18 protein-coding genes are annotated in these 20,286 nt (G+C 68.7%); 11 read left to right on the top strand and 7 right to left on the bottom strand.

Features of this window, described 5'->3' with window-relative positions; translation table 11 throughout:
* Positions 1-3: 3 nt before the first annotated feature.
* The gene (locus tag RIL96_RS07025) at positions 4-318 is read right to left on the bottom strand and encodes a hypothetical protein (protein ID WP_310548301.1); all 315 of its coding nucleotides are present in this window, start codon (positions 316-318) and stop codon (positions 4-6) included.
* A gap of 122 nt (positions 319-440) precedes the next feature.
* Here RIL96_RS07025 and RIL96_RS07020 point away from each other — a divergent pair, with 122 nt between their 5' ends.
* From RIL96_RS07020 to RIL96_RS07005, 4 genes are all read left to right on the top strand, one after another.
* A complete protein-coding gene (locus tag RIL96_RS07020; RefSeq protein ID WP_310548300.1) occupies positions 441-1,646 on the top strand; it encodes a CPBP family intramembrane glutamic endopeptidase in 1,206 nt (401 codons plus the stop codon).
* Entirely contained in the window at positions 1,643-2,998 is a 1,356-nt protein-coding gene (locus RIL96_RS07015; protein ID WP_310548299.1) for an MATE family efflux transporter, read from the top strand. The genes RIL96_RS07020 and RIL96_RS07015 overlap by 4 nt, the downstream gene beginning before the upstream one ends.
* Positions 2,999-3,012: 14 nt before the next feature.
* Complete coding sequence (locus RIL96_RS07010) at positions 3,013-3,570, top strand: hypothetical protein (protein WP_310548298.1); 558 nt, start codon at positions 3,013-3,015, stop codon at positions 3,568-3,570.
* Positions 3,571-3,730: 160 nt separating this feature from the next.
* Complete coding sequence (locus tag RIL96_RS07005) at positions 3,731-4,123, top strand: hypothetical protein (protein WP_310548297.1); 393 nt, start codon at positions 3,731-3,733, stop codon at positions 4,121-4,123.
* Positions 4,124-4,198: 75 nt separating this feature from the next.
* Here RIL96_RS07005 and RIL96_RS07000 read toward each other — a convergent pair whose 3' ends face one another.
* Complete coding sequence (locus RIL96_RS07000) at positions 4,199-5,119, bottom strand: CGNR zinc finger domain-containing protein (RefSeq protein ID WP_310548296.1); 921 nt, start codon at positions 5,117-5,119, stop codon at positions 4,199-4,201.
* 374 nt (positions 5,120-5,493) lie between these two features.
* A complete protein-coding gene (locus RIL96_RS06995) occupies positions 5,494-6,021 on the bottom strand; it encodes an SRPBCC family protein (RefSeq protein ID WP_310548295.1) in 528 nt (175 codons plus the stop codon).
* Between the two features lie 133 nt (positions 6,022-6,154).
* Here RIL96_RS06995 and RIL96_RS06990 point away from each other — a divergent pair, with 133 nt between their 5' ends.
* On the top strand, positions 6,155-7,468 hold the full coding sequence (locus RIL96_RS06990; protein WP_310548294.1) for a hypothetical protein: 1,314 nt from the start codon (positions 6,155-6,157) through the stop codon (positions 7,466-7,468).
* 29 nt (positions 7,469-7,497) lie between these two features.
* Complete coding sequence (locus RIL96_RS06985) at positions 7,498-9,042, top strand: phytoene desaturase family protein (protein ID WP_310548293.1); 1,545 nt, start codon at positions 7,498-7,500, stop codon at positions 9,040-9,042.
* Here RIL96_RS06985 and RIL96_RS06980 read toward each other — a convergent pair.
* Positions 9,026-9,808, bottom strand: a complete 783-nt coding sequence (locus tag RIL96_RS06980; protein ID WP_310548292.1) for a LysE/ArgO family amino acid transporter — start codon at positions 9,806-9,808, stop codon at positions 9,026-9,028. The two genes, RIL96_RS06985 and RIL96_RS06980, sit on opposite strands and share 17 nt — an antisense overlap.
* A gap of 84 nt (positions 9,809-9,892) precedes the next feature.
* On the opposite strand from RIL96_RS06980, the gene RIL96_RS06975 reads away from it, so the two are divergent.
* From RIL96_RS06975 to RIL96_RS06965, 3 genes are all read left to right on the top strand, one after another.
* Positions 9,893-10,879 carry an ArgP/LysG family DNA-binding transcriptional regulator gene (locus RIL96_RS06975; RefSeq protein ID WP_310548291.1) on the top strand — a complete coding sequence of 329 codons (987 nt, stop codon included), beginning with the start codon at positions 9,893-9,895 and terminating at the stop codon, positions 10,877-10,879.
* Positions 10,880-11,102: 223 nt separating this feature from the next.
* Positions 11,103-12,125 (top strand): LLM class flavin-dependent oxidoreductase, encoded by a 1,023-nt coding sequence (locus RIL96_RS06970; protein WP_310548333.1) that lies wholly within the window; start codon positions 11,103-11,105, stop codon positions 12,123-12,125.
* Positions 12,126-12,211: 86 nt separating this feature from the next.
* Positions 12,212-13,333 (top strand): hypothetical protein, encoded by a 1,122-nt coding sequence (locus tag RIL96_RS06965; protein ID WP_310548290.1) that lies wholly within the window; start codon positions 12,212-12,214, stop codon positions 13,331-13,333.
* A 103-nt stretch (positions 13,334-13,436) separates the two neighbouring features.
* Here the strand turns inward: RIL96_RS06965 and RIL96_RS06960 are convergent, their stop codons facing one another.
* The 3 genes from RIL96_RS06960 to RIL96_RS06950 form a co-directional block, all read right to left on the bottom strand.
* Positions 13,437-15,137 (bottom strand): flavin monoamine oxidase family protein, encoded by a 1,701-nt coding sequence (locus RIL96_RS06960; protein WP_310548332.1) that lies wholly within the window; start codon positions 15,135-15,137, stop codon positions 13,437-13,439.
* A gap of 5 nt (positions 15,138-15,142) precedes the next feature.
* Positions 15,143-16,144, bottom strand: a complete 1,002-nt coding sequence (speB, locus tag RIL96_RS06955; RefSeq protein ID WP_310548289.1) for an agmatinase — start codon at positions 16,142-16,144, stop codon at positions 15,143-15,145.
* A 170-nt stretch (positions 16,145-16,314) separates the two neighbouring features.
* Positions 16,315-17,289, bottom strand: a complete 975-nt coding sequence (locus RIL96_RS06950) for a DMT family transporter (protein ID WP_310548288.1) — start codon at positions 17,287-17,289, stop codon at positions 16,315-16,317.
* Here RIL96_RS06950 and RIL96_RS06945 point away from each other — a divergent pair.
* Both RIL96_RS06945 and RIL96_RS06940 read left to right on the top strand, forming a co-directional pair.
* Complete coding sequence (locus tag RIL96_RS06945) at positions 17,288-18,706, top strand: aminotransferase-like domain-containing protein (protein ID WP_310548287.1); 1,419 nt, start codon at positions 17,288-17,290, stop codon at positions 18,704-18,706. The two genes, RIL96_RS06950 and RIL96_RS06945, sit on opposite strands and share 2 nt — an antisense overlap.
* A gap of 102 nt (positions 18,707-18,808) precedes the next feature.
* Positions 18,809-20,275 (top strand): Mur ligase family protein, encoded by a 1,467-nt coding sequence (locus RIL96_RS06940; RefSeq protein ID WP_310548286.1) that lies wholly within the window; start codon positions 18,809-18,811, stop codon positions 20,273-20,275.
* Positions 20,276-20,286: the final 11 nt, after the last annotated feature.

The raw sequence follows: 20,286 nt of genomic DNA, 5'->3' as shown, positions 1-20,286 counted from the left end.
AGTTCAGGTGCTGTGAGGGCGAGCGGGGCCGTCGTCGTCGCGGTCTTTCTCGAGGTTCTCCAGGCGGGCTTCGAGCATGTCCAGGCGCCAGCGGTCCTCGGCGGTGAGGTTCTCCTCGCGGCGGGTCGGTATCTGCGGAGTCTGGGAGTCAGCGGCGCCGAGCTGGGACTCCAGCTCCTGGATCCGCTGTTGCAGCTCCTCGATGTCTTCGGAGGAGTCTTCGGAGCCGGGCATCGTGCGCCCGGTGATCATGGCGACCAGCGCCAGCAGTCCCCACACCACGATCCCGACGACGGCGATCCACGCAAACCACGGCATGGGATGAGCCTATCGAATGTGCCCCCTATACACGTGTGCGTTCCCGTGTTCGTTCCGAGGCTCCTGACCGGTCTGTGTGGCTGGGGTGAGGGGCCGAGGGGCGGGCATTAGGCTGGGCGGTGATGACGACACCTGAACAGCAGGACCCGTGGCAGCCGGGTCACCCGCCTTTGTCCGGCGAGCAGCCCTTCTCCGCACATCACCCTCCGGGGGAGCCGCCTCAGGATCGCTCGGCACGGCAGGCCACGTCTGGTTACCCGTATCCGCCGCCGCAGCACGATGCGTCGTATCAGTACGCGCAGCACCCGCCGCAGCCTTATCCGAACCAGCCCTACGGGCAGCATCCGAACCAGCCCTACGGGCAGCATCCGAACCAGCCCTACGGGCAGTACCCGAGCCAGCCCTATGGGCAGTACCCGCAGTACCAGTACCAGCAGCCGTACCCGTACCAGTACGCCCCGCCGCAGCGCCCTTCCTTCCGCGAACGGTTCCTTCCCGACGCCGAGCCGGGCCGTTTCAGCTGGTGGGATCTGGCCGCCGTCCTGGTCTACCTCATCGGCTTCAGCCTCGGGATCATCCCGCTGATCGTGATGTTCACCCCCTTGGGCACCATGGCGGAGTCCGCCGATGCGGGCGAGCAGGCCGTCGCCGGGTTCCTGATCAATGGAGTCAGCTACGTCATCGTCGGCACGGTGGTCGTGCTGGCCTGCTGGCGGCCGCTGCTGCGTTCGGTGCGTGCCTTCGCCCCGCTGTGGTGGGCCAAACTGCTGATCGTGCCGGTGATCTGGCTGGTCGGGATCATCTGTTCGGCACTGACGGTGGCCGTCCTCAGCGTCTTCGGCCTCGAACCGGAGGTCTCGCAGAACCAGCAGGACATCGAGATCATGCTCCAGGAGGTGCCCTTCCTCGCCGCTGCAGTGCTGATGGTCGTCCTCGCACCGCTGGTCGAGGAGTACCTTTTCCGGCACCTGCTCATCGGCCGGCTCTCCCGGTTCATCAACCGGTGGCTACTGGGTGCGGTCTCGGTGGTGCTCTTCGCGCTGATGCACGTCACCGTCGAGCTCATCGACCCGGAGGCCACCTTCAGTCTGGCCGCCGTCGTGCCCTACATCATGATGGGCGTGGTCTTCGTGCTGGTCTACATCCTCAGCGGACGGTCCCTGCTCTACGCCTGGCTGGTGCACGCCTTCTTCAACTTCATGGCTCTGGCGATGCAGTACTTCCTCCTGCCCCAGCTGGAGGAGACCGTCCCGGAGCTGGAGCAGGCCCCCGGAGTGCTGCTCAGTGTCGCTGAGGCGGCGCTGAAGTCGGTGCTGCTGCTCGGATGAGCGGAGAGCACGCGCACAGCACCAGCCGGGACCCGCGTCCGCTGCCGCGGCAGATCCTGGCGCTCGCGGTCCCGGCCCTGGGCGCATTGGTCGCCGAACCGGCGTTCCTGCTCGCCGACACTGTCATCCTCGGCCGACTCGGGGTTGAGGAGCTCGCCGGGGCGGCGCTGGGCATCACGGTGATGCAGACCGTCACCGGCCTGATGATCTTCCTGGCCTATTCGACGACGCCGGCGGTGGCCCGCTACATCGGCGCAGGAAAGACGGCGCAGGCGCTGGCCTCCGGGCGCGACGGGCTGTGGCTGGCCGCGATCCTGGGAGTCGTGCTGGCGGTCCTCGGCCTCCTCGGCGGCAGCGCGCTGCTGCGTGCGATGGGCGGCACCGGCAATGTCCACGCCTATGCCTGGGATTATCTGCTCTGGTCGCTGCCCGGGTTCGTCGGCATCCTGCTCGTCTTCGCCGCCACCGGTGTGCTGCGGGGCATGCAGGACACCACCACCCCGCTGATCGTCGCCGGAGTGGGTTTCGGGGCGAACATCGTACTCAATGTGGTTCTCGTCCACGGTGTGGGCCTGGGCGTGGCCGGTGCGGCGATCGGCACATCCATCGCTCAATGGGGCATGGCGCTGGTCTACCTGCGCATCCTGGTGCCGCGGCTGCGCGCCCACCAGGTGGGTCTCAGGCTCCACGGTGCCGGGCTGAAGGCCGCGTTCAGCGTGGGCTGGTGGATGCTGCTGCGCACGCTGAGCCTGAGGGTCGCCATCGTCGCCACAGTGCTGGTGGCCACCGACCTCGGAGACGATGCTTTGGCCGCGCACCAGGTGGTCTTCACCGTGTTCTCCACCCTCGCGTTCATCCTCGACGCCCTGGCCATCGCTGCGCAGGCGCTCATCGGCAAGGAGCTCGGCGCCAGCCGGAAACACGACGCTCGTCGGCTGACCCGCGTGATGACTCTCTGGGGGCTGGGATTCGGGGTCATCACCGGTGCGGTGATCGCGCTGGCCGCACCGTTCGGTTCGGGCCTGTTCACCCCCGACGCCCAGGTGGCCTCGATGATCACCGCCGCCCTGTTCGTCGTCGCCGCGGCCCAGCCCATCGCCGGGTACGTGTTCGTCCTCGACGGAGTGCTCATGGGTGCTGGTGACGTGCGCTACCTCGCAGTGGCGGGCATCGTGAACCTGGCGGTCTACCTGCCGGTGCTGTGGTGGATCGCCCAGCGGGGGCTGTCCGGCAGCGACGCGATCGTCTGGCTGTGGATCGGCTTCGCCGTCGTGTTCATCGGTGCCCGCGCGCTGACCTTGGGCGTGCGAGCCGCTGGAGAGCGCTGGATGGTTCTGGGTGAGGCGCGGTGAGTAGACTCCCCTCTGTGGCTGTGAAGAGAACCCCCGCACCGACCGCTGCGGCCCTGATCCGACCCGTCTGGGTCCGTGCCGTGGTGACCGCGCTCTTCGCCGTGGTGGCGATCTTCTCCCAGGAGGAGACCCTCACCCTGCTGAAGTTCTCCCTGGCCGGGTTCTTCGTGATCGGCGCCTCCGCCGTCTGGGACTACGCCAAAGACGTCGACGTCGTGCCTGACTCCGTGCGCGGCCCGCTGGCCTTCGGCGCCGCCGCCTGGGTGCTCTCCGGCGTCGCGGCAGTCTTCGTCGGCACGACGACGGCGGCGGCCGTCGTCGCCGGGATCGGTTTCTTGGCGATGGGTGCGGCCGAGCTGATCGCCGGGATCCGCGGGCGTCAGGAGTTCGTACCGGCGCGGGACCAGATGGTGCTCGGCGGTATCGGCGCCGCCACCGGGCTGGGGCTGCTGGCCGCGATGGGACTCGATCCCCACGGTGTGATGGGCATGGCCGGCACCGGTGTGATCGTCATGGCCGTGCTGCTGCTGATCAGTGGTGCGGGCATGGTGCATGACTCCAAACGCGGCTGAGGAGTCATGATGCTGAGAGCAGTGCTGATGCCCGGGCCGTCGTCACAGGGTAGTGAGGGTTCGTCGCCGGTCAGCCTGAGCGCGTAGACTGGATCGGGCGCTTCGCGCGTCCCAGGCGCGTCTGCGCGCCGTGCGCACACCGGAAGGGACAAGGATTCAGTTGGCAGAGGACGAGAAGAGCCGTCGGTCTCTCATCGAGACCGTCAAGGCTCCGCTGATCTTCTCCGCCGTCTTAGGGTCCGTCGCAGGGTTCGTCACGCTGATCGCCGCGACCGGCGGCACGGATAACGAGGCCCGGTTGGATCTGGCGCTGATCACCTTCGGCATCGCCTTCATCGTCTCGCTGCTGGTGGTCTCGATGCTCCAGCTGGCCTCCCGGGAGAACCCCGAACACCTCTCCCAGGGGTCCGGGGTCAACCGGAATTCTGAGGAGCTCTACCGCCAGCAGGTGGCCGAACGTCGTCGGGAGGCCGCGCGGAAGAAAGCGCAGGAAGCCCGGGAGTCCGGTGAGGGCGAACCCAAATATGGGCGCCCTGCCGACTCAGAGGACTGAACCTGCACACCGAGCGCACCCGCTCCGGGGCGGGTACGCCCCATGCAGACTGACTGAGATCGGCAGGGCCGGCACTCACTTCTTGGACTTCTTCTTGTCCTTATCCTTGCTCTTCTTGCCCTTCTTATCCGTTCCCTTGTCTCCCTTGTCGTCCTTGTTCTTCTTTTTCTTCTTGTCTTTCTTCTTGCCCTGCTTCGCGCGCGAGTCCATCAGCTCATCGCGCATCCGGCTGCGGAACTCCTTGGCGGCGATCGCCGATTCCGAGGTCGGCTCATCCAACTGGGCGGCCTTGTCCTTCGCGCTGGGCTTGGCCAGGCGGTCTTCCCCGGAGGCGTCATCGTTCGCGGCGTTGGTCTTCCCAGCCTTTTCCTTGTCGGCCTTCTTGCCGCTCTTCTCCGCGGAGTCCTCGCGGCGGGCGGCCTCCCGCGCGGCGGCCTGGCGCGCACGGTAGGCACGCACGTGGGCGCGGTTGGCGCAGTTGCCGAAATCGCAGAACAGCTTGGAGCGGTTGCGGGTGAGGTCGACGATGACCGCCTCGCAGTCCTCCCCGCGGCAGGTGCGCAGCCGTGCGGATTCGGCGAGGATGACCAGCTGGGAGAGGGCGTAACCGATCTGCGCGGTCATCACATCGGCCAGCTCGCGGCTCACCGGCACCGGCTCAGCACGGACGCCGGACTCCTCCTCGGAGGCGGTGGTCAGAGCCAGGCTCACACCCTCCAGCAGGCTGTTCAGCGCGGAGAGGTCCTGCGCGGACTCCAGGGGGCTGCCGGCCCAGATCCCGCGCAGCGCCTCGCGGAGCTCGAGCACGCGGCCCAGCTGGGCGCGGTCCAAGCGGCTGACGGGCCAGTCCGGCATCTCACGTTCGGTGAGGAAAGTCCGCAGACTCTCGACGGTGATGAGCTCTTCGGGGCTCTCGGAACCGCTGCGCGGCCCCTCAGCAGTATTGATCAGGTCGGCGGCGACAACCAATGTGCGATTGAGATCGGGGTGGAACAATGGATCTCCCAGACGAGTTGAGTGACCCCCGGACGACGGCGTCGTCATCGGGGAATTACGGGTAGTGGTATCACGTCGAGTGCGGTGCGATCGACGCGTTCACCTGGGATTATTCCACTTATCAGACTCTTTCACGACATTTCTGGAGATGAAGCGGACTCATCGTGATGGAATCGTTCTGAAAAGGTGGCTCATAGTGTCGGCAGAATCTTCCGCAACAGTGTCAGGCGCTCACGGAGCCAAGGGGCCGACGGCGGTTCAGATCGCAGCACTCACTCGCCCCTGTCGCGCTCGCTCCTCTCGCACTCGCCCCTGTCGGTGAGCAGTGCTCACTCAGCCGGAGTCGGTGCCACTGAGTCAGCTGTTGTGCTGGCTCAGTCGGACCTCGATGCCCAGGTGTCCCGGACCTTCTGCAAGGAGGCCTTGATTCCGTTGGCGTTGTCCGCCGGGACCCGCAGCAGTTCCAGGCCGCGGCGGACCAGATCATGCTGACCTGCGGCGTCATAGCACTCGGTGACCACGGTGGCGGTGCCGTCCTGGCTCGGCTCCAGCTCCCAGCGCCAACGATGACCGGCAGGATGCCGCCACTCCACTACGCGGTCCTCGACGATCTCGGTCACCCGCATCGTCAACGAGTAGGGCACGCCGAATTTGCGCATATCGATCCGGAACCGATCGCCCTCATAGATCCGGCGCGGGCCGATGGCGGTGTCTCCGATCGTGCCGGAGCCGTCGAGCTCATGGTGGCGGTGCGGATCGATAAGGATCCCGAAGAGCTCGGCGGCGGGGGCGTCCACCGTGATCTGATAGGCCACAGTGTGCGGACCGCGGTTGAGCCGACGGGGCTTCTCGGCTGCGGTGTTTTCGGCTGCGGTGTTCTCGTCATGAGGATGCGCTGACATAACGGCAGTCTACGGAGCTGACCTGCAGCTCGGCCAGAGTCGCCGGGTTGGTGCCCACGGGCGGCCCGGCATGTCACGGCCTGGTCGTAGACTGTTGGTCCATCCGCATCGGAAGGGGAGGTGGCCGCGTTTCATGGCGTCTTCATCGTCGACGTCGCGGGCAGACCAGCACGAACCGGCAGATCAGCGCGAACCACAAGACAGCAACAACCTGGCAGGTCGAGGTGCCCCGGATGAGGGATCACAGGCCGAGGGCGAGGGCACCCGGCGGGACTCTGCGCGTCAGCTGGCCGCCTACGCGGCCGTGCAGGAGGCCGCCCATCCGCTCGAGCGGACACCGGAGGAGCTGGCCAGCCGGGCGCGGCTGCAGGTGCTCATCGAGTCCCGGGCGATCTGGAGCGCCATCGGTGGCGCGGTGCTCGGAGCGATCGTCGGCGTCGTCGTCTTCACCGGACACCGGCCTCCGCTGGCCGGAGAAGAATCGATCCAGTTCTACGGCTCCATCGTCGGCGGGGTCACCGCCGGGCTGGCTTTCCTGCTGGGATTCTCCCTGAATACCCGGATGGCGAACCTCTGGCTGGGGCAGCGGCCGAAGCTGCGGCAGCTCAGCGACACTGTCGCACTGCTCGTCGTCCATTCCTCCATCGCGGTGATGTTCTCGATCGGGATCTTCCGGCTGTTCCAGGAAGCCTTCATCGGACTGACCATGGACACGATCGCCGGGGCGGTGCTGCTGGGGATCGTCGGTGCAGCCGGGGCGTACTTCGCGTTCAACTCGGCGGCACGGATCAGCGCCTTCAGCCTCTCGACGCTGCTGGCGGTGTTCATGGTCTCCGGGATGCTGGTCTCGATGCTCTTCGCCGAGAACCCGTTCTGGTGGCATGTGATGTTCTCCGAACTCGGCACCGGCCAGGCCGGACTGACCTCCTTCTGGACCTTCAACACCACTCTGGTGGTCTCCGGGCTGATCATCACCACGCTCAGCGCCTTCATCGGCCGGGACCTGGAAGTATGGAACCGGTACCTACGCCGGGAGGCTGCCGGGCGCAATGCGATCATGCGTCACCTGCGGCGCCCACGGATCCGCGTGGTGCAGGCGGCGATGATCGGGATGGGGCTCAGCCTCGCCGGGGTCGGGCTGGTGCCCATCACCCTGCACAACGCCCTGCACTCCCTCTCCACGCTGAGCTTCGCCGCCTGCTTCCTGGTGCTGCTGGTGGGGATGCCGTATTGGCTGCCCGGATTTCCCAAGGCCTTCTATCTGGTGTGTTTCCTCTGGGCCGGCGCTCTGGTGATGGCCGGGGCGCTCTGGCGGCCGATCGGCTATTACAACCTCACCTCGCTGGAGCTCATCGCCGCGGCGATCCTGTTCTCCTGGCTCATCGTGTTCATCCGCAATATCGCCGCGCTCTCGGCCGGGACCGCGGCGGGCGGGACGCAGGGGTGAGGCGGCCCGGCAGGACCCCGGATCGGCCGATGCGTGCCGCCGTCGTAGGGTCCGGGCCGAACGGGTTGACTGCGGCCTGTCGGCTGGCGCGGGCCGGATGGGAGGTCACCGTCTATGAGGCCGCCTCCCAGCCCGGCGGTGCGCTGCGATCCGGACCGCTTTTCTCATCCGAGACGACGGCGCTCAGCGACCTCGGTGCCAGCGTGCATCCCTTCGGCGCGGCCTCACCGGCCTTCACATCGCTGGGGTTGACCGAGCACGGGCTCGATTGGGCGCATCCGCAGATCCCGCTGGCCCACGGGCTCGACGGGGCACCGCCGGCGCTGCTCCACCACGAGCCGGACCGGACCGCCCAGGGGCTCGGCGATGACGGCGAAGTCTGGCGGCGACTCATGGCTCCCCTGATCGGGTCCGGGGGCTCCGCTGAGCGGGGCCGGCGGCTGCTCGGTGCCGCGATGACCGCCCCGGGCCACCTGCTCCAAGAGCCCCGTGAGTGGCTTAGCGCGGAGCTGCTCGGCGCGCTGCTGCGCCGCGGACCGGCTGCGGGATCACCGCTGTCCCAGCTGGTCCGCCGATTCGAGCACGAACCGGCTCGGGCGCTGCTGGCCGGGATGGCGGCCCACAGCACGGCACCGCTGGGACTGCCCGGCACCGCGGCCTTCGGTCTGCTCTTCGCCCTGGCCGGCCACACCAGCGGGTGGCCGGTGGTGCGTGGAGGCTCCCAGGGCCTCATCGACGCGCTGGTGAGAGTGCTGCAGCATCACGGCGGCACTGTGCAGACGGATCGGCGGATCGACGACGTCGCCGCACTGCGGGCCGGCACAGGCTCCGACGCAGGGGCCGACGCAGGGGCTGATGTCGTGCTCTGCGACGTCACGCCTGCACAGCTCTTGCGGATCGCCGGTGACGAGATCACCCCGCAGTTCCGTTCCCGGCTGCGGGGCTGGAAACCGGGCCCGGGGATCGTCAAGCTCGACCTGCTGCTCGACGGGCCGATCCCCTGGCGGTACTCCGAGATGTCACAGGCGGGCACGGTGCACCTGGGCGGAGGCCACGGTCAGATCATCGCCTCGGAACGGGCCGTCTCGCGGGGGATCCTTCCTGCCCGTCCGTTCGTGCTGCTCGCCCAGCCCGCTGCTGCCGATGACACCCGCGCCGATGACGGGCGCACAGTGTGCTGGGCCTACGCCCACGTCCCCGCCGGGCTGGAGGGCGCCGGCGTCGTGCAGGCGGCCCGGATGATCGAGGCGGAGATCGCCGCGCAGGCCCCGGGTCTGGCGGACCGGATCCTGGAGCGCAGGATCTGGTCGCCGGCGCAGCTGGAGCGGTGGAACCCGAACCTGGAGGGCGGCTCGCTCAGCGGCGGGGTGCCCACACCGGGGCAGCTGCTGCGACGCCCGGCCTCGCTGCTCTCGCCGTACCGGATGGGGGAGCGGCTGTACCTGTGCTCGGCGTCCACTCCGCCCGGCGGAGGGGCGCACGGGATGTGCGGCTGGGGTGCAGCCGGTGAAGTGCTCGGCGACATCGCGGGTGGACGGTGGTCTGCTCGGAGCCCCTTTAGAGCCCCTGAATGACCAGCAGCCCGGCCACCACGACCATCGTGACGCCGACGACGACGTCGATCCCCTGCCACACGCGCGGGCTGGAGAGCCACCGGGAGAGCAGCGAGCTGCCGTAGAGCAGCAGGCTGAACCACAGCAGGGAGGCCAGTGCGATGCCGGCCGCGAAGAGCCACCGGCCATCGCCGAAGGAGTTGGCCATCGCCCCGAGCACGACCAGCGTGTCCACCCAGGCGTGCGGGTTGAGCATGCTCACGCTGATCCCCATCAGCACCACAGTGCGCACAGAGGACTTCGCCGGCTGCGCGGCACCTGAATGTCCCGCGCCGGGCTGCGTGCCGGAACCCGGCCCGCTGCCGGTCGCCGCTGCGGTGCTGATCTGGTGCGCCGTCGTCGAATCCACCACCGGCAGAGCGGCGGTGGCCACCAGGGCGTCGTCGCGGGTCTCGGGGCTGACCTTGGAGCTGACCTTGGAGCTGACCTGCAGGGTCTGGGTCTCATCGGTGCGCCACGCGGCGCGGAAGGACTGGGCGGCGAACCAGAGCAGGTAGGCCGCACCCAGCCAGCGCAGGGCCTCGAGCAGCCAGGGGGCACGGTCCAGGACCACGCCGACCCCCGCGGTCCCCATGACCACCAGGGCCGTGTCCGCCAGCCAGGAGACCGCCAGCGCCAAGCCGACGCGGTCACGCCGGAGGCCCTGGCGCAGCTGCCAGGCGGACTGGGGCCCGACGGCGACGATGAGGGCCAAGCAGGTGATGAAGCCGGTGAAGATGATGGTCACGCAGACCATCTTCAGGCCTCAGCGACCATCCGTACCAGCGCAGAATTCTTCAGCATATGAAGGATGTCTTCATATAGTGGTGGAATGAATACGGAACACCTGCGTGCCTTCGTCACGGCGGTGGATGAAGGCACCTTCGACGCCGCGGCCGCCCTGCTGCGCATCTCCGGCTCGGCGTTCTCGCAGCGGATCAAGTCTCTGGAACGCGAGGTCGGCCAAGTGCTGCTGACCCGCACAGTGCCGGTGCAGGCGACGCCGGCCGGGACGGATCTGCTGCGCACCGCCCGGCAGATCGTGTTGTTGGAGGACGACGCCCGACGCCGGCTCGGCCTGCGCGCGGCCGGTGACCCCCGGGAAGTCATCACGCTCTCCGCGGCGGTCAACGCCGACTCCTTGGCGACCTGGTTCATCAGCGTGCTGCGTGAAGCCGCCTCCTGGGATGACATCGAGCTGCATGTGCTCTCCGAGGACCAGGGGCACACTCAGCAGCTGCTGCGCTCGGGCACCGTGCTCGCCGCCGTGGCGGAATCCCCGGCTCCCGTCTCCGGCTGCCGGTCCACGGAGCTGGGGACCATGCGGTACTGGCCGGTGGCGACCCGGGAACTGGTGGACCGGTACCGCAGCGCTGACGTCGCCGGTGGTCCCGGTGCCCTCGGTGGCTCCAGTCGCTCCAGTGGCTCCGGTGCCCTTGGCGGTGCTAGTGGCTCCGGCGGCCCCGGTGGTCTGGAGCTGGCGCGGATGCCGCGGCTGGACTTCTCCGTCCGGGACCCGCTGCAGCAGGCCGGGCTCACTCGGGTGGGGGTGGATCGTCCGGCGGTGACGCATCTGATTCCCTCGGTGGAGGCCTATAACGCGGCGGTGTTCGGTGGCCTGGGCTGGGGGATGATCCCCGAGCAGATGCTGCCGGCCGGCGTGCTGGAGGGTGAGGACCCGGAGCTGACTGTGCTGGAGGAGATCGGACCGGCGGAGTCCACGCTGTACTGGCAGCGCTGGACCACCGCGACCCCCGCCCTGGACCGGCTCACCGAGGCGGTGCGCCGTGCTGCCGGCCGCGGACTGGTTGCGGACTGACTGTCGGAACGGGCCGGTAGCAGACTGATAGTTCAAAATTGAAGGAATGAGGGGCTGGCGGATGATGTTGTGCAGAACATGACTGACTCTCACCCCACCCCCCACCCCCAGCCCTGCCGATGACCGCCCCGGACCCCGGTCCGATGACCGTCCCGGACCCCGGTCCGTTGACCACTCCGGACCCCGGTCCGATGAGCGGCACAGCGAGCACGTCGAACTCGGCCTGCACACCTTCGGCGACGTCACCGGCGACGCCGAGGGCCGCCGCCTGAGCCATCCGGAGGTGCTGCGCGATCTGCTCGCCCAGGCCAAGCTCGCCGATGAGGTCGGCGTCGACGTCTTCGGCGTCGGCGAACACCACCGCCCGGACTTCGCCGTCTCAGCTCCCGACGTCGTCCTCTCCGCCATCGGAGCCGCCACTGAGCGGATCAAGCTCATCTCCGCAGTCACGGTGCTCTCCTCTGACGATCCTGTCCGGGTCTACCAGCGCTTCGCCACGATCGACGGACTCACCGGGGGCCGGGCCGAAGTCTCCCTGGGCCGAGGGTCCTTCATCGAATCCTTCCCGCTCTTCGGCTACGAACTCTCCGACTACGACGAGCTCTTCGAGGAGAAGACCGAACTCTTCACCCGGCTGCGCAGCGAGGGCCCCGTCAGCTGGTCCGGGCGGACCCGCGCCGGACTGACCAGCCAGCGGATCTACCCGACCACAGACCACGAGCACGGGCTGCCCACGTGGATCGCCGTCGGCGGCACCCCGGCCTCCGCTGTGCGGGCCGCACGCCACGGCGTCGGCCTGGAGCTGGCGATCATCGGCGGAGCCCCCGAACGGTTCGCGCCGATCGCAGAGCTCTACCGCCGCGCACTCCCGGAGTTCGGGCACACCGAGCCGCGCCGGGTCGCGGTGCACTCCCACGGATTCGTCGCCGAGACTGACGAGGAGGCCGCCGAGACGTTCTTCCCCGCCTGGTCTGAGGCGATGGGGCAGATCGGCCGCGAACGCGGATGGGGCCAGCAGAACCCGCCGCGCAGCCACTTCGACCAGGAGGTCGAGCAGGGTTCGCTCTACGTCGGTTCCCCGGAGACGGTGGCGCGGAAGATCGCCTCCACTCTGCGGGTCCTCGGTGCCGACCGCTTCGGCATGAAGTACGGCAACGCCTCGCTGCCGCACGAGGACATGATGGCCGCCATCGAGCTGTACGGACGCAAGGTCAAGCCGCTGGTGCGCGAGATGCTCGCCGCCTGAGTCCCTCACCAGGCTCCGGGACCCGTATGCTGGAGTTTTTCCCTGTCAGGGGACTACTCGAGTGTGCTGAACCAGGGGAGAGGCTTGTGACACAAGAGCGCGACGACGCGAACGGGACCACCCAGGAGACGGAGAACCAAGGCCAGACGGAGCGCCGCTCCAGCGCCGGAACCACACGGACGGTGGCCATCTACTCCGATCCCGGGCGGACCTCGATGATGGTGCGGCGTCTGCTGGACGAGCCCGCCCAGAGCTGGCGGCTGGACAGCGAGGTCGTCCACCAGCAGATCCTGTTGCCGCTGCGTGCCGACGGCACTCTGGACCTCGACACCGTCCAACAGTGGGTCCGCGAGGACAGCAGCGACATCGCCGTCGTCATCACCGAGATCCCGCGTGTGGGCTCAGTGGGGCCGAAGTCGGTGGAGCTGGACTTCGATCGTGGCCTGGCCGTGATCTCCCTGCCGGTGCTGGGGCCGGTGGCGGTGAAACGCTCACTGCGCCGGGATCTGGACCGCGCGATGGAGGCGCTGGAGCACGACTCCGTCGAGCAGGTGCGTGCCCATGGCGGGCTGCCCTGCCGGGTGGCGGAGGACGCCGAGGACAACTCGGTCTACGTCACCCCGAAGCTCACCTTCCCGGGCCGCATCTGGACCATGCTGGGCATCGCCGTGGCCAATGAGCCGCTGTGGGCGCTGGCCCGGCTCTCCGGTGTGTTCGCCGCCGCCTCGGCGACGGCGGCCTTCGGCATCTTCTACAACGCCATCTGGGATATGGCCAACACCATCTCCCCGCTGCGGCTGGGATCGGTCACCGTCGCGGCGATCACCATCGTCGTGGCGTGGCTGATCCTCAGCAATGGGCTCTGGGAGCGGGCGAGGAGCGTGGGCGGCAGGCGGCTGGCGGTGATCTACAACGCCTCGACGGTGCTGTCCCTGGTGGTCAGTGTGACAGTGCTCTACGCTTCGCTGTTCCTGGCGATCCTGGCGCTGTCCCTGGTGCTCATCGATCCGCAGTTCATGGCCGATAACGTCGACGTCGACCATGCCGGGGAGTTTGTGAGCTATCTGCGGATCGCGTGGCTGGCGGCGTCGTTGGGCACAGTGGCCGGGGCCATCGGCTCGAACTTCGACTCCGACGACGCCGTCCGTAAGCTCACCCAGGGCACCCGTGAGCAGGAGCGCTACCCCCGCGACGAGGAACAGGGCTGACCCTCCCTCCCATATCGAGAATCCTTGGCTTTGTGAGTAATCCCGCTGTATGTTCCACGGGATTACTCACAAACCCAGGGATTCTCGATCGGAGGGGGTGGGGTCAGCTGAGCTCCACCGGCTTGAGCTCCGCCCAGAGATCGCCCGGGCCGGGGTTGCCCTGCGCGGAGGCGCCGCCCAGGTGATCGACGACGCCCCACACCGCATTCAGCGCCGTGGTCACCGCGCCGTCGGCCCAGCCCGCCGTCCAGGAGATGTCATCCCCGGCGAGGAAGATCCCCCGCTCGCACTCCGGCAGCTCAGACTGCACGAAATGGCTGAACAGCCGCCGCTGGTACCGGTAGTGCCCGGGCAGATTGTTCTTGAACGCCCCCATGAAGTTCGGATCTGCCTCCCAGGACACCGTGATCGGCTGCCCGACGATATGCGAGCCGATGTCCAGATGCGGGTAGATCTTATGCAGCGAGTGCAGCATCATCCGGCTGCGTTCGTCGGCGTCGAGCGCCAGCCACTTCAGGGCGTCGTCGTTCCAGGTGTAGGACAGCAGGATCGACGCCGGCCGGTCCTGCCCCTCATCGAGCAGGTAGGTGGCCCGCGGCAGCCGGTCGGTGAGCGTCATCGACATGCACGGCCGCCCGGTCTGCGGATCCTCGTCCCGCCAGAACGGCCGATCCACCATCACGAAGGTCTTCGAGGAGAGCATGTAGTGGCTCTTCTCCATCGCCCGCCACATGGCCGGGGCGAACAGCTCCTCCTCGGTGTCGATCCGCGCCGAGAGCAGCCAGGACTGGCAGGTGATCACCGCAGTGGGGAATTCTGAGACCCGGCCCCACTTCTCCGTGATCCGGATACCCCCGGCCGCACCGCGGTGGATGCCGGTCACCGCACCGCGCGGGGCCCCGCCGTGCAGCGAGGCCAGCGTGGTGCCGGCCGGCCAGTGGGCCATCTCCTCCGGGGCGTGGCGCCACAGGCGTTCGGGCAGCTGCTGGGCGCCGCCGACGATGCTGCGGTGGCCGTCGTCGGCGTCGGTGAAGACCACCCGCAGGACCTCGAGGATCGAATTGGTGAAGTCGGTGTCCCAGCCGCCGGTGCCGAAACCCACCTGCCCGAAGGTCTCGATGTGCTCGAAGGACAGCGTGGAGAAGGCCTGCGAAGAAGCGATGAACCCGTAGAAGGATTCGTCGTCGAGCCGGCGGACCATCTCGTCCCAGAGTCGCTTCAGTTCAGTGATGTCACGGCGGCGGATCGCCTCCTGCACCGCGTCGAGCTCCGCGTCCTGACGCAGCGCCTGTTTCCAGGCTGAGGCCACCTCCCGGTAGAACTCCGGCAGCTGCTCCGGGGTCTCGGCATAGATGGTCTCCCCGTTGAGGTCGATCACCGTCGACGGCGTCGCCTCAGTCAGCGGGTTGGGGAACTCGCGGGTCTCCAGGCCGAGTAAGTCGATGTAGTGGTACAGCGCCCGGCCGGAGACCGGGAAGCGCATCCCGCCCAGGTCAGCGATGATCTCCGGGTTGGTGTCGAAGGCCTGGGACTTCAGCCGCCCGCCGATGGCCCCGGCTTCGAAGACCACCGGGCGCAGTCCCAGCTTCATCAGCTCATAGGCGGCCACCAGCCCGGCCACCCCGGCCCCGACGACGGCGACCTCGGTACCGTGCGCCTGCTCAGGCACCGATCCCAGCCCGGCCGGGTGGGCCAGGTAGTGATCGTAGCTGAACGGGAAGTCCGGGTTCAGCATGGTCAGCGGAGGTTGACCCGATTCCGCACCGGAGGTGTCCAGGTCATCATCATGCAGCGGTCCTGACATCGTCATCAGCGGGCACCTCCCTCGGTGCTCAGGCCCATCAGCGCGATGAGGTCATAGACCACATGGGCGGCGGCGATGCCCGTCAGCTCGGCGTGGTCGTAGGCGGGGGAGACCTCGACGACGTCGGCGCCGATCAGCCGGGTGCCGCGCAGTCCGCGCAGGATCGCCAGCAGCTCCCGGCTGGTCATGCCACCGGCCTCGGGGGTGCCGGTGCCTGGTGCGTGGGCCGGGTCCAGCACGTCGATGTCGATGGAGAGGTAGGTCGGCCGATCGTCGAGCACGCTGCGGATCTGCTCGACGACATCGTCGACGCCGCGGCGCATGATCGCCTCGCAGGTGATGTGGGAGAAGCCGAAGCTCGCGTCGTCGTCGAGGTCCTTCTTCCCGTAGAGCGGCCCGCGGGTGCCCACGTGCATGACCGCGTCGGTGTCGATCAGGTCCTCCTCGAAGGCCCGCCGGAATGGGGTCCCGTGGGTGTAGGGCTGACCGAAATAGGTGTCCCAGGTGTCCAAGTGCGCATCGAAGTGGATGAGCGCGACCTTGCCGTGGTGGCGGTGCGCGTTGCGCAGCAGCGGCAGGGCGATGGTGTGGTCCCCGCCGATGGTCACGATGCGTGACCCGCGTACCGTCAGCGCCGAGGCGGCCCGCTCCACAGTGCCCATGGCCTCGTCGATGTCGTACGGGTTCACGCCCACGTCACCGGCGTCAGCGACCTGCTGCACCCCGAACGGATCAGTGTCCAGCACCGGGTGGTACGGGCGCATCAGCCGGGAGGACTCGCGCACATGGGTGGGGCCGAAGCGGGCGCCCGAGCGGTAGGAGACACCGGTGTCGAAGGGGATGCCCATGACCGCGACGTCGGTGTGCTCGACCTCGTCGATCCTCGGCAGCCGGGCGAAGGTGGCAGGCCCGGCGAAGCGGGGCAGCTGGGTGGCATCGACGGGGCCGATGTGCCCGTCCTTCTCGATGCGGTCCGGAGTCGTCCAGAACAGGTCGTCACTACTCACAGATCTCGGCCTCCTTGCCGATGGGTGCGCAGCGCTGCGCTGTGCGCAAAGGCAGAACATGCCGGATGACATGCTGACGCGGCCCGGATGTGCCCCGGGCCACGCAGACACTGTACCCCGGTTGGCAGGCGTGACCAGGGGCCTGAGCAGGGGTCTGACCAGCGGCGTCGTCAGGGACGGGGGCGGTGCCTCAGCCGGGACCTCAGTCCGGCCCGCGGCCGGGGCCGTGAACTCGCCCGCAGGCGGGTCCGCACGGCCATAGCCGCACAGCCGACGACGGCGACAGCGCCGACCGCGGTGAGCCACGTGATTGCCTCACCCAGCAGCAGCGCGGCCCAGGCGATGCTCATCACCGGCTGGACCAGCTGGATCTGGCTGACCTGAGCCATCGGGCCGATCGCCAGGCCGCGGTACCAGGCGAAGAAACCCAGGTACATGCTGATCAGAGCCAGATAGGCGAAGGCCGACCACTGCGCCAGACCGGCTTCTACGGGCAGCCCGCTGCTCAGCGAGCCGATGGTCAGCACCGCCATGACGGGGGAGGAGAGAACCAGCGCCCAGGAGATGGTCTGCCACGCTCCGAGCTCACGGCTGAGCAGCCCGCCTTCGGCATAGCCGACCGCTGCCGCCACCACTGCTCCGAGCAGCAGCAGGTCAGACCAGTTCAGCCCCGGAACTGCACCGCCGTGCAGCACAGCGAAGGCCACCCCGACGACGGCGCCCAGCGTGGCGAACACCCAGAAGCGCGGGGCGGGACGTTCTCCGGTGCGCAGCACGGCGGCAGCGGCGGTGGCGGCGGGGAGCACCCCGATGACCACGGCGCCGTGATTTGCCGAGGCGGTGGTCAGGGCGAGAGAGGTGAGCACCGGGAAGCCGACGACGATCCCTCCGGCCACCACCAGCAGCCTCATCGCCTGGACCTTCGAGGGCAGTGGCTGACGGGTGAGGGCCAGGACGATGCCGGCGACGAGCGCTGCGACCACTGCACGCCCGGCGCCGATGAACAGAGGATCCAGCTCGTCCACGGCGATGCGGGTGAGCGGCACAGTGAACGAGAAGGCCAGGACGCCGAGGAACCCCCAGATCAGCCCACCGGTCAGTAACGGATGCCCTGCGTGAGTAGTAGCGCTATCATTATTTCTCATGACTCAGAGTAGCAGCGACCGTGTGGTCGAGGGAATGCGTCACCTCATCGACTCCCTCCCCGCAGGAGCCCAGCTGCCCCCGACGCGCGCGCTGACCGGCGAATACGGCGTCGGCCCGGCCACAGTGCAGCGGGCCGTCCGCCGTCTGGTCACGATGGGACTGGTGGAGAGCAGGCCCGGTGCCGGGAACTTCGTCCGCTCGCGCCGCATCCCGCGCCCAGTCGACTTCAGCTGGCAGACCTCGGTGCTGGCCGCCGTCGAACACCGTCCGACGGGTTTCTCCGCGACCCAGCGGGTGGCCGGTCCCGAAGAGATCGCGATGCACTCGGCCTATCCGATGCCCGAGCTGCTGCCCCAATCCCTGCTGTGCGCGGCCTTCGGACGGGCGGCGCGGTCCGCCGCCGCCACCGCGCTGACCCCCACCGCCGGGCTGCCGGAGCTGCAGGAATGGTTCGCCGCCGAGCAGGCGGCAGGCGCAGCGGCGGGATCTACCGCGAGCACAGCCCCGAGCGCCCGCGATGTACTCATCGTCGCCGGCAGCCAGGGCGGACTGCGGGCGGTGTTCCGGTCCGTCGTCGGCACCGGTGGGCCGCTGGTGATCGAATCACCCAGCTATTGGGGTGCCATCACCCTCGCCGCCCACGAGGGGATCCGCCTGGTACCGGTGAGCACCGGCCCTCAGGGTCCCGATCCGGAGGCCGTCGCCCGTGCCCTGGACGCCACCGGCGCCCGGGCCTTCTACACCCAGCCGACGTTCTCGAACCCGTTGGGCGGGCAGTGGTCGCCTGAGCGCGCGGAGGCGATCCTCGACATCGTCCGTCGCCGGGGTGCCTTCCTCATCGAGGACGACTGGGCGTTCGACCTGGGGATCGACGCCGACCCACGTCCGCTGGCCGGCCTCGATGATGCCGGTCACGTGATCCGCCTGCGCTCGCTGACCAAGTCTGTGTCTCCGGCGCTGCGGGTGGCCGCCGTCATCGCCCGGGGCCCGGTGCGCGAGCGGCTGTTCACCGACCGCGCCGTGGAGACGATGTACGTCTCCGGGCTGCTGCAGGCCGCCGCCGTCGACGTCGTCACACGGCCCGGATGGCGAGTTCACCTCAAGGAACTGCGCCGTCAGCTGCGGGCCCGTCGTGATCTCCTCCTGGATGCGCTGACGCACTACGCCCCCGAGGTGCGGGTGGAGTCCCCGCCGGTGGGTGGGCTGCACCTGTGGGCACGGCTGCCCGAGGGGGCCGAGGCCCGGGCGCTCGTCAGGGACGCCGCGGCGCAGGGGGTCCTCGTGGCTGCCGGGGACGAGTGGTTCCCCGCTGAGCCCTCGGGGCCGCATCTGCGGTTGAACTTCACCGGAACCGCTCCCGACCGGTTTCCCCAGGCGGCGTCGGTGCTGGGTGAGGTGCTGCGCGCGCAGCGGTGAGGCCTCTGCCAGGAGGGGTGCGTGGGGCGTCATTTCCCCTGTCCTACTATCCTTGGCCCAGCCCCCTATCCGCCTGCGCCAGTTCAGAGAATCAGGAGCCCTATGGACGTCGAGACGCTGCTCGCCGCACTGCCCGAATCGGTGGAGGTCGAGTTCCGTGGTGAGGCCTCCGTAGAGTTCGGCGGTATGGTCGCGATCCCGCGGTCGAATGAGCGGATGGGGCGGTTCCTGGTGCTGGTCGATCAGCGGTGGGGCCGGGCCAACATCAAGCGGTTCGTCGGCGAGGATCTCGAGGCCGCCGAGCGGATCGCCCGCGGCGTCGAATCCGGGGTCCACGGGTTCATCTGCACCCCGGAGATCGCCGAGACTCAGGCCGAGGCGCTTGCGGGGCAGAACCTGCTCATCGCCGAGAACACTCTGGGGCTGACGCTGCGTATCGCCGAAGTCATCCGCGACCGGCGCGGCGAGGCCCGCATCACCGCGGTCACCGGTTCGGCGGGCAAGTCCACCACCAAGGCGATGATCACCCACGCGTTGAAGGCCGTGGACCCCGGCTGGCGGGTGAGCTCGCCGCCGAACCCGCAGAACGTGGCGATCCACGTGGCCGCACACCAGGCGCGCGCGGACCGGTACGACCACTCCGTGCTGGAGGTGGCCGGGGGCACGTTCACCACGCTGCAGCGGCATGACTTCGTCCTCGCCGCCGACGTCGCCGTGCTGACCTCGATCTCCGAGGCGCATCTGAACTACTTGAAGACCCTGGAAGGTGTGGCCCAGCAGAAGAAGCACATCTTCGACGGCCTGCCGGGTACGGGGTACGGTGCGGCGGTCATCACTGCTGATGCCCCGCATGCGGACATGCTCATCGAGTACGCGCGAGCCCAGGGGCGCACGGTGACCACCTACGGCGAGCATGGGGACGCCGACATCCGGCTGATCAGCTACGACCCCTCCGACGGTGCGGTCCGGGCCGCGGTCGCCGGGGAGCCCGTGGACTACCGGATCGGGGCCGAAGGCCGCCATATGGCGCTGAACTCGCTGGCCGTCATCGCGGTGTTGCGCGCCCACGGCATCGCCGCCTGGCGGGAGGGTGTGGCCTCACTGGAGAGCTTCAGCGCCCTGTGGGGCCGGGGCATGGTCTCCGAGGTGACCCTGCCCGGTCAGCGGCGAGTGACGGTGATCGATGAGGCGTATAACGCAAACCCGCTCTCCATGGTGGCGTCTCTGGAGGCCTTGGCGGCACGCACTCCGGCGGGTCAGGGGCGCAGGGTCGCGGTCCTCGGGGACATCCGCGAGCTGGGGCGCGGGACGAACGCCATCCATCGCCGGATGGCTGACGATGTGGACGGCTTGGAGATCGACCTGCTCCACCTGTTCGGGCGGCGGATGCGTCACTTGGCTGCGGGGCTGGGGGAGCGCGAGGGCGTGATCCACTGGAGCGAGCGGGCCGCACTGACCGAGCACCTGCTGGACGAGCTGCGCGACGGCGACGTCGTCCTGGTCAAGGGTTCTCAGGCCACCGGGCTGCACGGGCTGGTCAGCGCACTGCTCGACGCCGGCCAGGGCTGAACGGTCGGTGC

The organism is Nesterenkonia aerolata (assembly GCF_031470965.1).
GTDB classification, from domain to species: Bacteria; Actinomycetota; Actinomycetes; order Actinomycetales; family Micrococcaceae; genus Nesterenkonia; species Nesterenkonia aerolata.
This window is presented reverse-complemented; position numbering and strand designations above follow the sequence as displayed.

Excerpts from the sequence above, each read along its gene's own strand:
- RIL96_RS06985 (WP_310548293.1), top strand. The coding sequence starts at position 7,498 with ATGCGTGCCGCCGTCGTAGGGTCCGGGCCGAACGGGTTGACTGCGGCC.
- RIL96_RS06960 (WP_310548332.1), bottom strand. The coding sequence starts at position 15,137 with ATGTCAGGACCGCTGCATGATGATGACCTGGACACCTCCGGTGCGGAA.
- RIL96_RS07015 (WP_310548299.1), top strand. The coding sequence starts at position 1,643 with ATGAGCGGAGAGCACGCGCACAGCACCAGCCGGGACCCGCGTCCGCTG.
- RIL96_RS06990 (WP_310548294.1), top strand. The coding sequence starts at position 6,155 with ATGGCGTCTTCATCGTCGACGTCGCGGGCAGACCAGCACGAACCGGCA.
- RIL96_RS06995 (WP_310548295.1), bottom strand. The coding sequence starts at position 6,021 with ATGTCAGCGCATCCTCATGACGAGAACACCGCAGCCGAAAACACCGCA.
- RIL96_RS07025 (WP_310548301.1), bottom strand. The coding sequence starts at position 318 with ATGCCGTGGTTTGCGTGGATCGCCGTCGTCGGGATCGTGGTGTGGGGA.
- RIL96_RS07020 (WP_310548300.1), top strand. The coding sequence starts at position 441 with ATGACGACACCTGAACAGCAGGACCCGTGGCAGCCGGGTCACCCGCCT.
- RIL96_RS06950 (WP_310548288.1), bottom strand. The coding sequence starts at position 17,289 with ATGAGAAATAATGATAGCGCTACTACTCACGCAGGGCATCCGTTACTG.
- RIL96_RS06975 (WP_310548291.1), top strand. The coding sequence starts at position 9,893 with ATGAATACGGAACACCTGCGTGCCTTCGTCACGGCGGTGGATGAAGGC.
- RIL96_RS06945 (WP_310548287.1), top strand. The coding sequence starts at position 17,288 with ATGACTCAGAGTAGCAGCGACCGTGTGGTCGAGGGAATGCGTCACCTC.
- RIL96_RS06940 (WP_310548286.1), top strand. The coding sequence starts at position 18,809 with ATGGACGTCGAGACGCTGCTCGCCGCACTGCCCGAATCGGTGGAGGTC.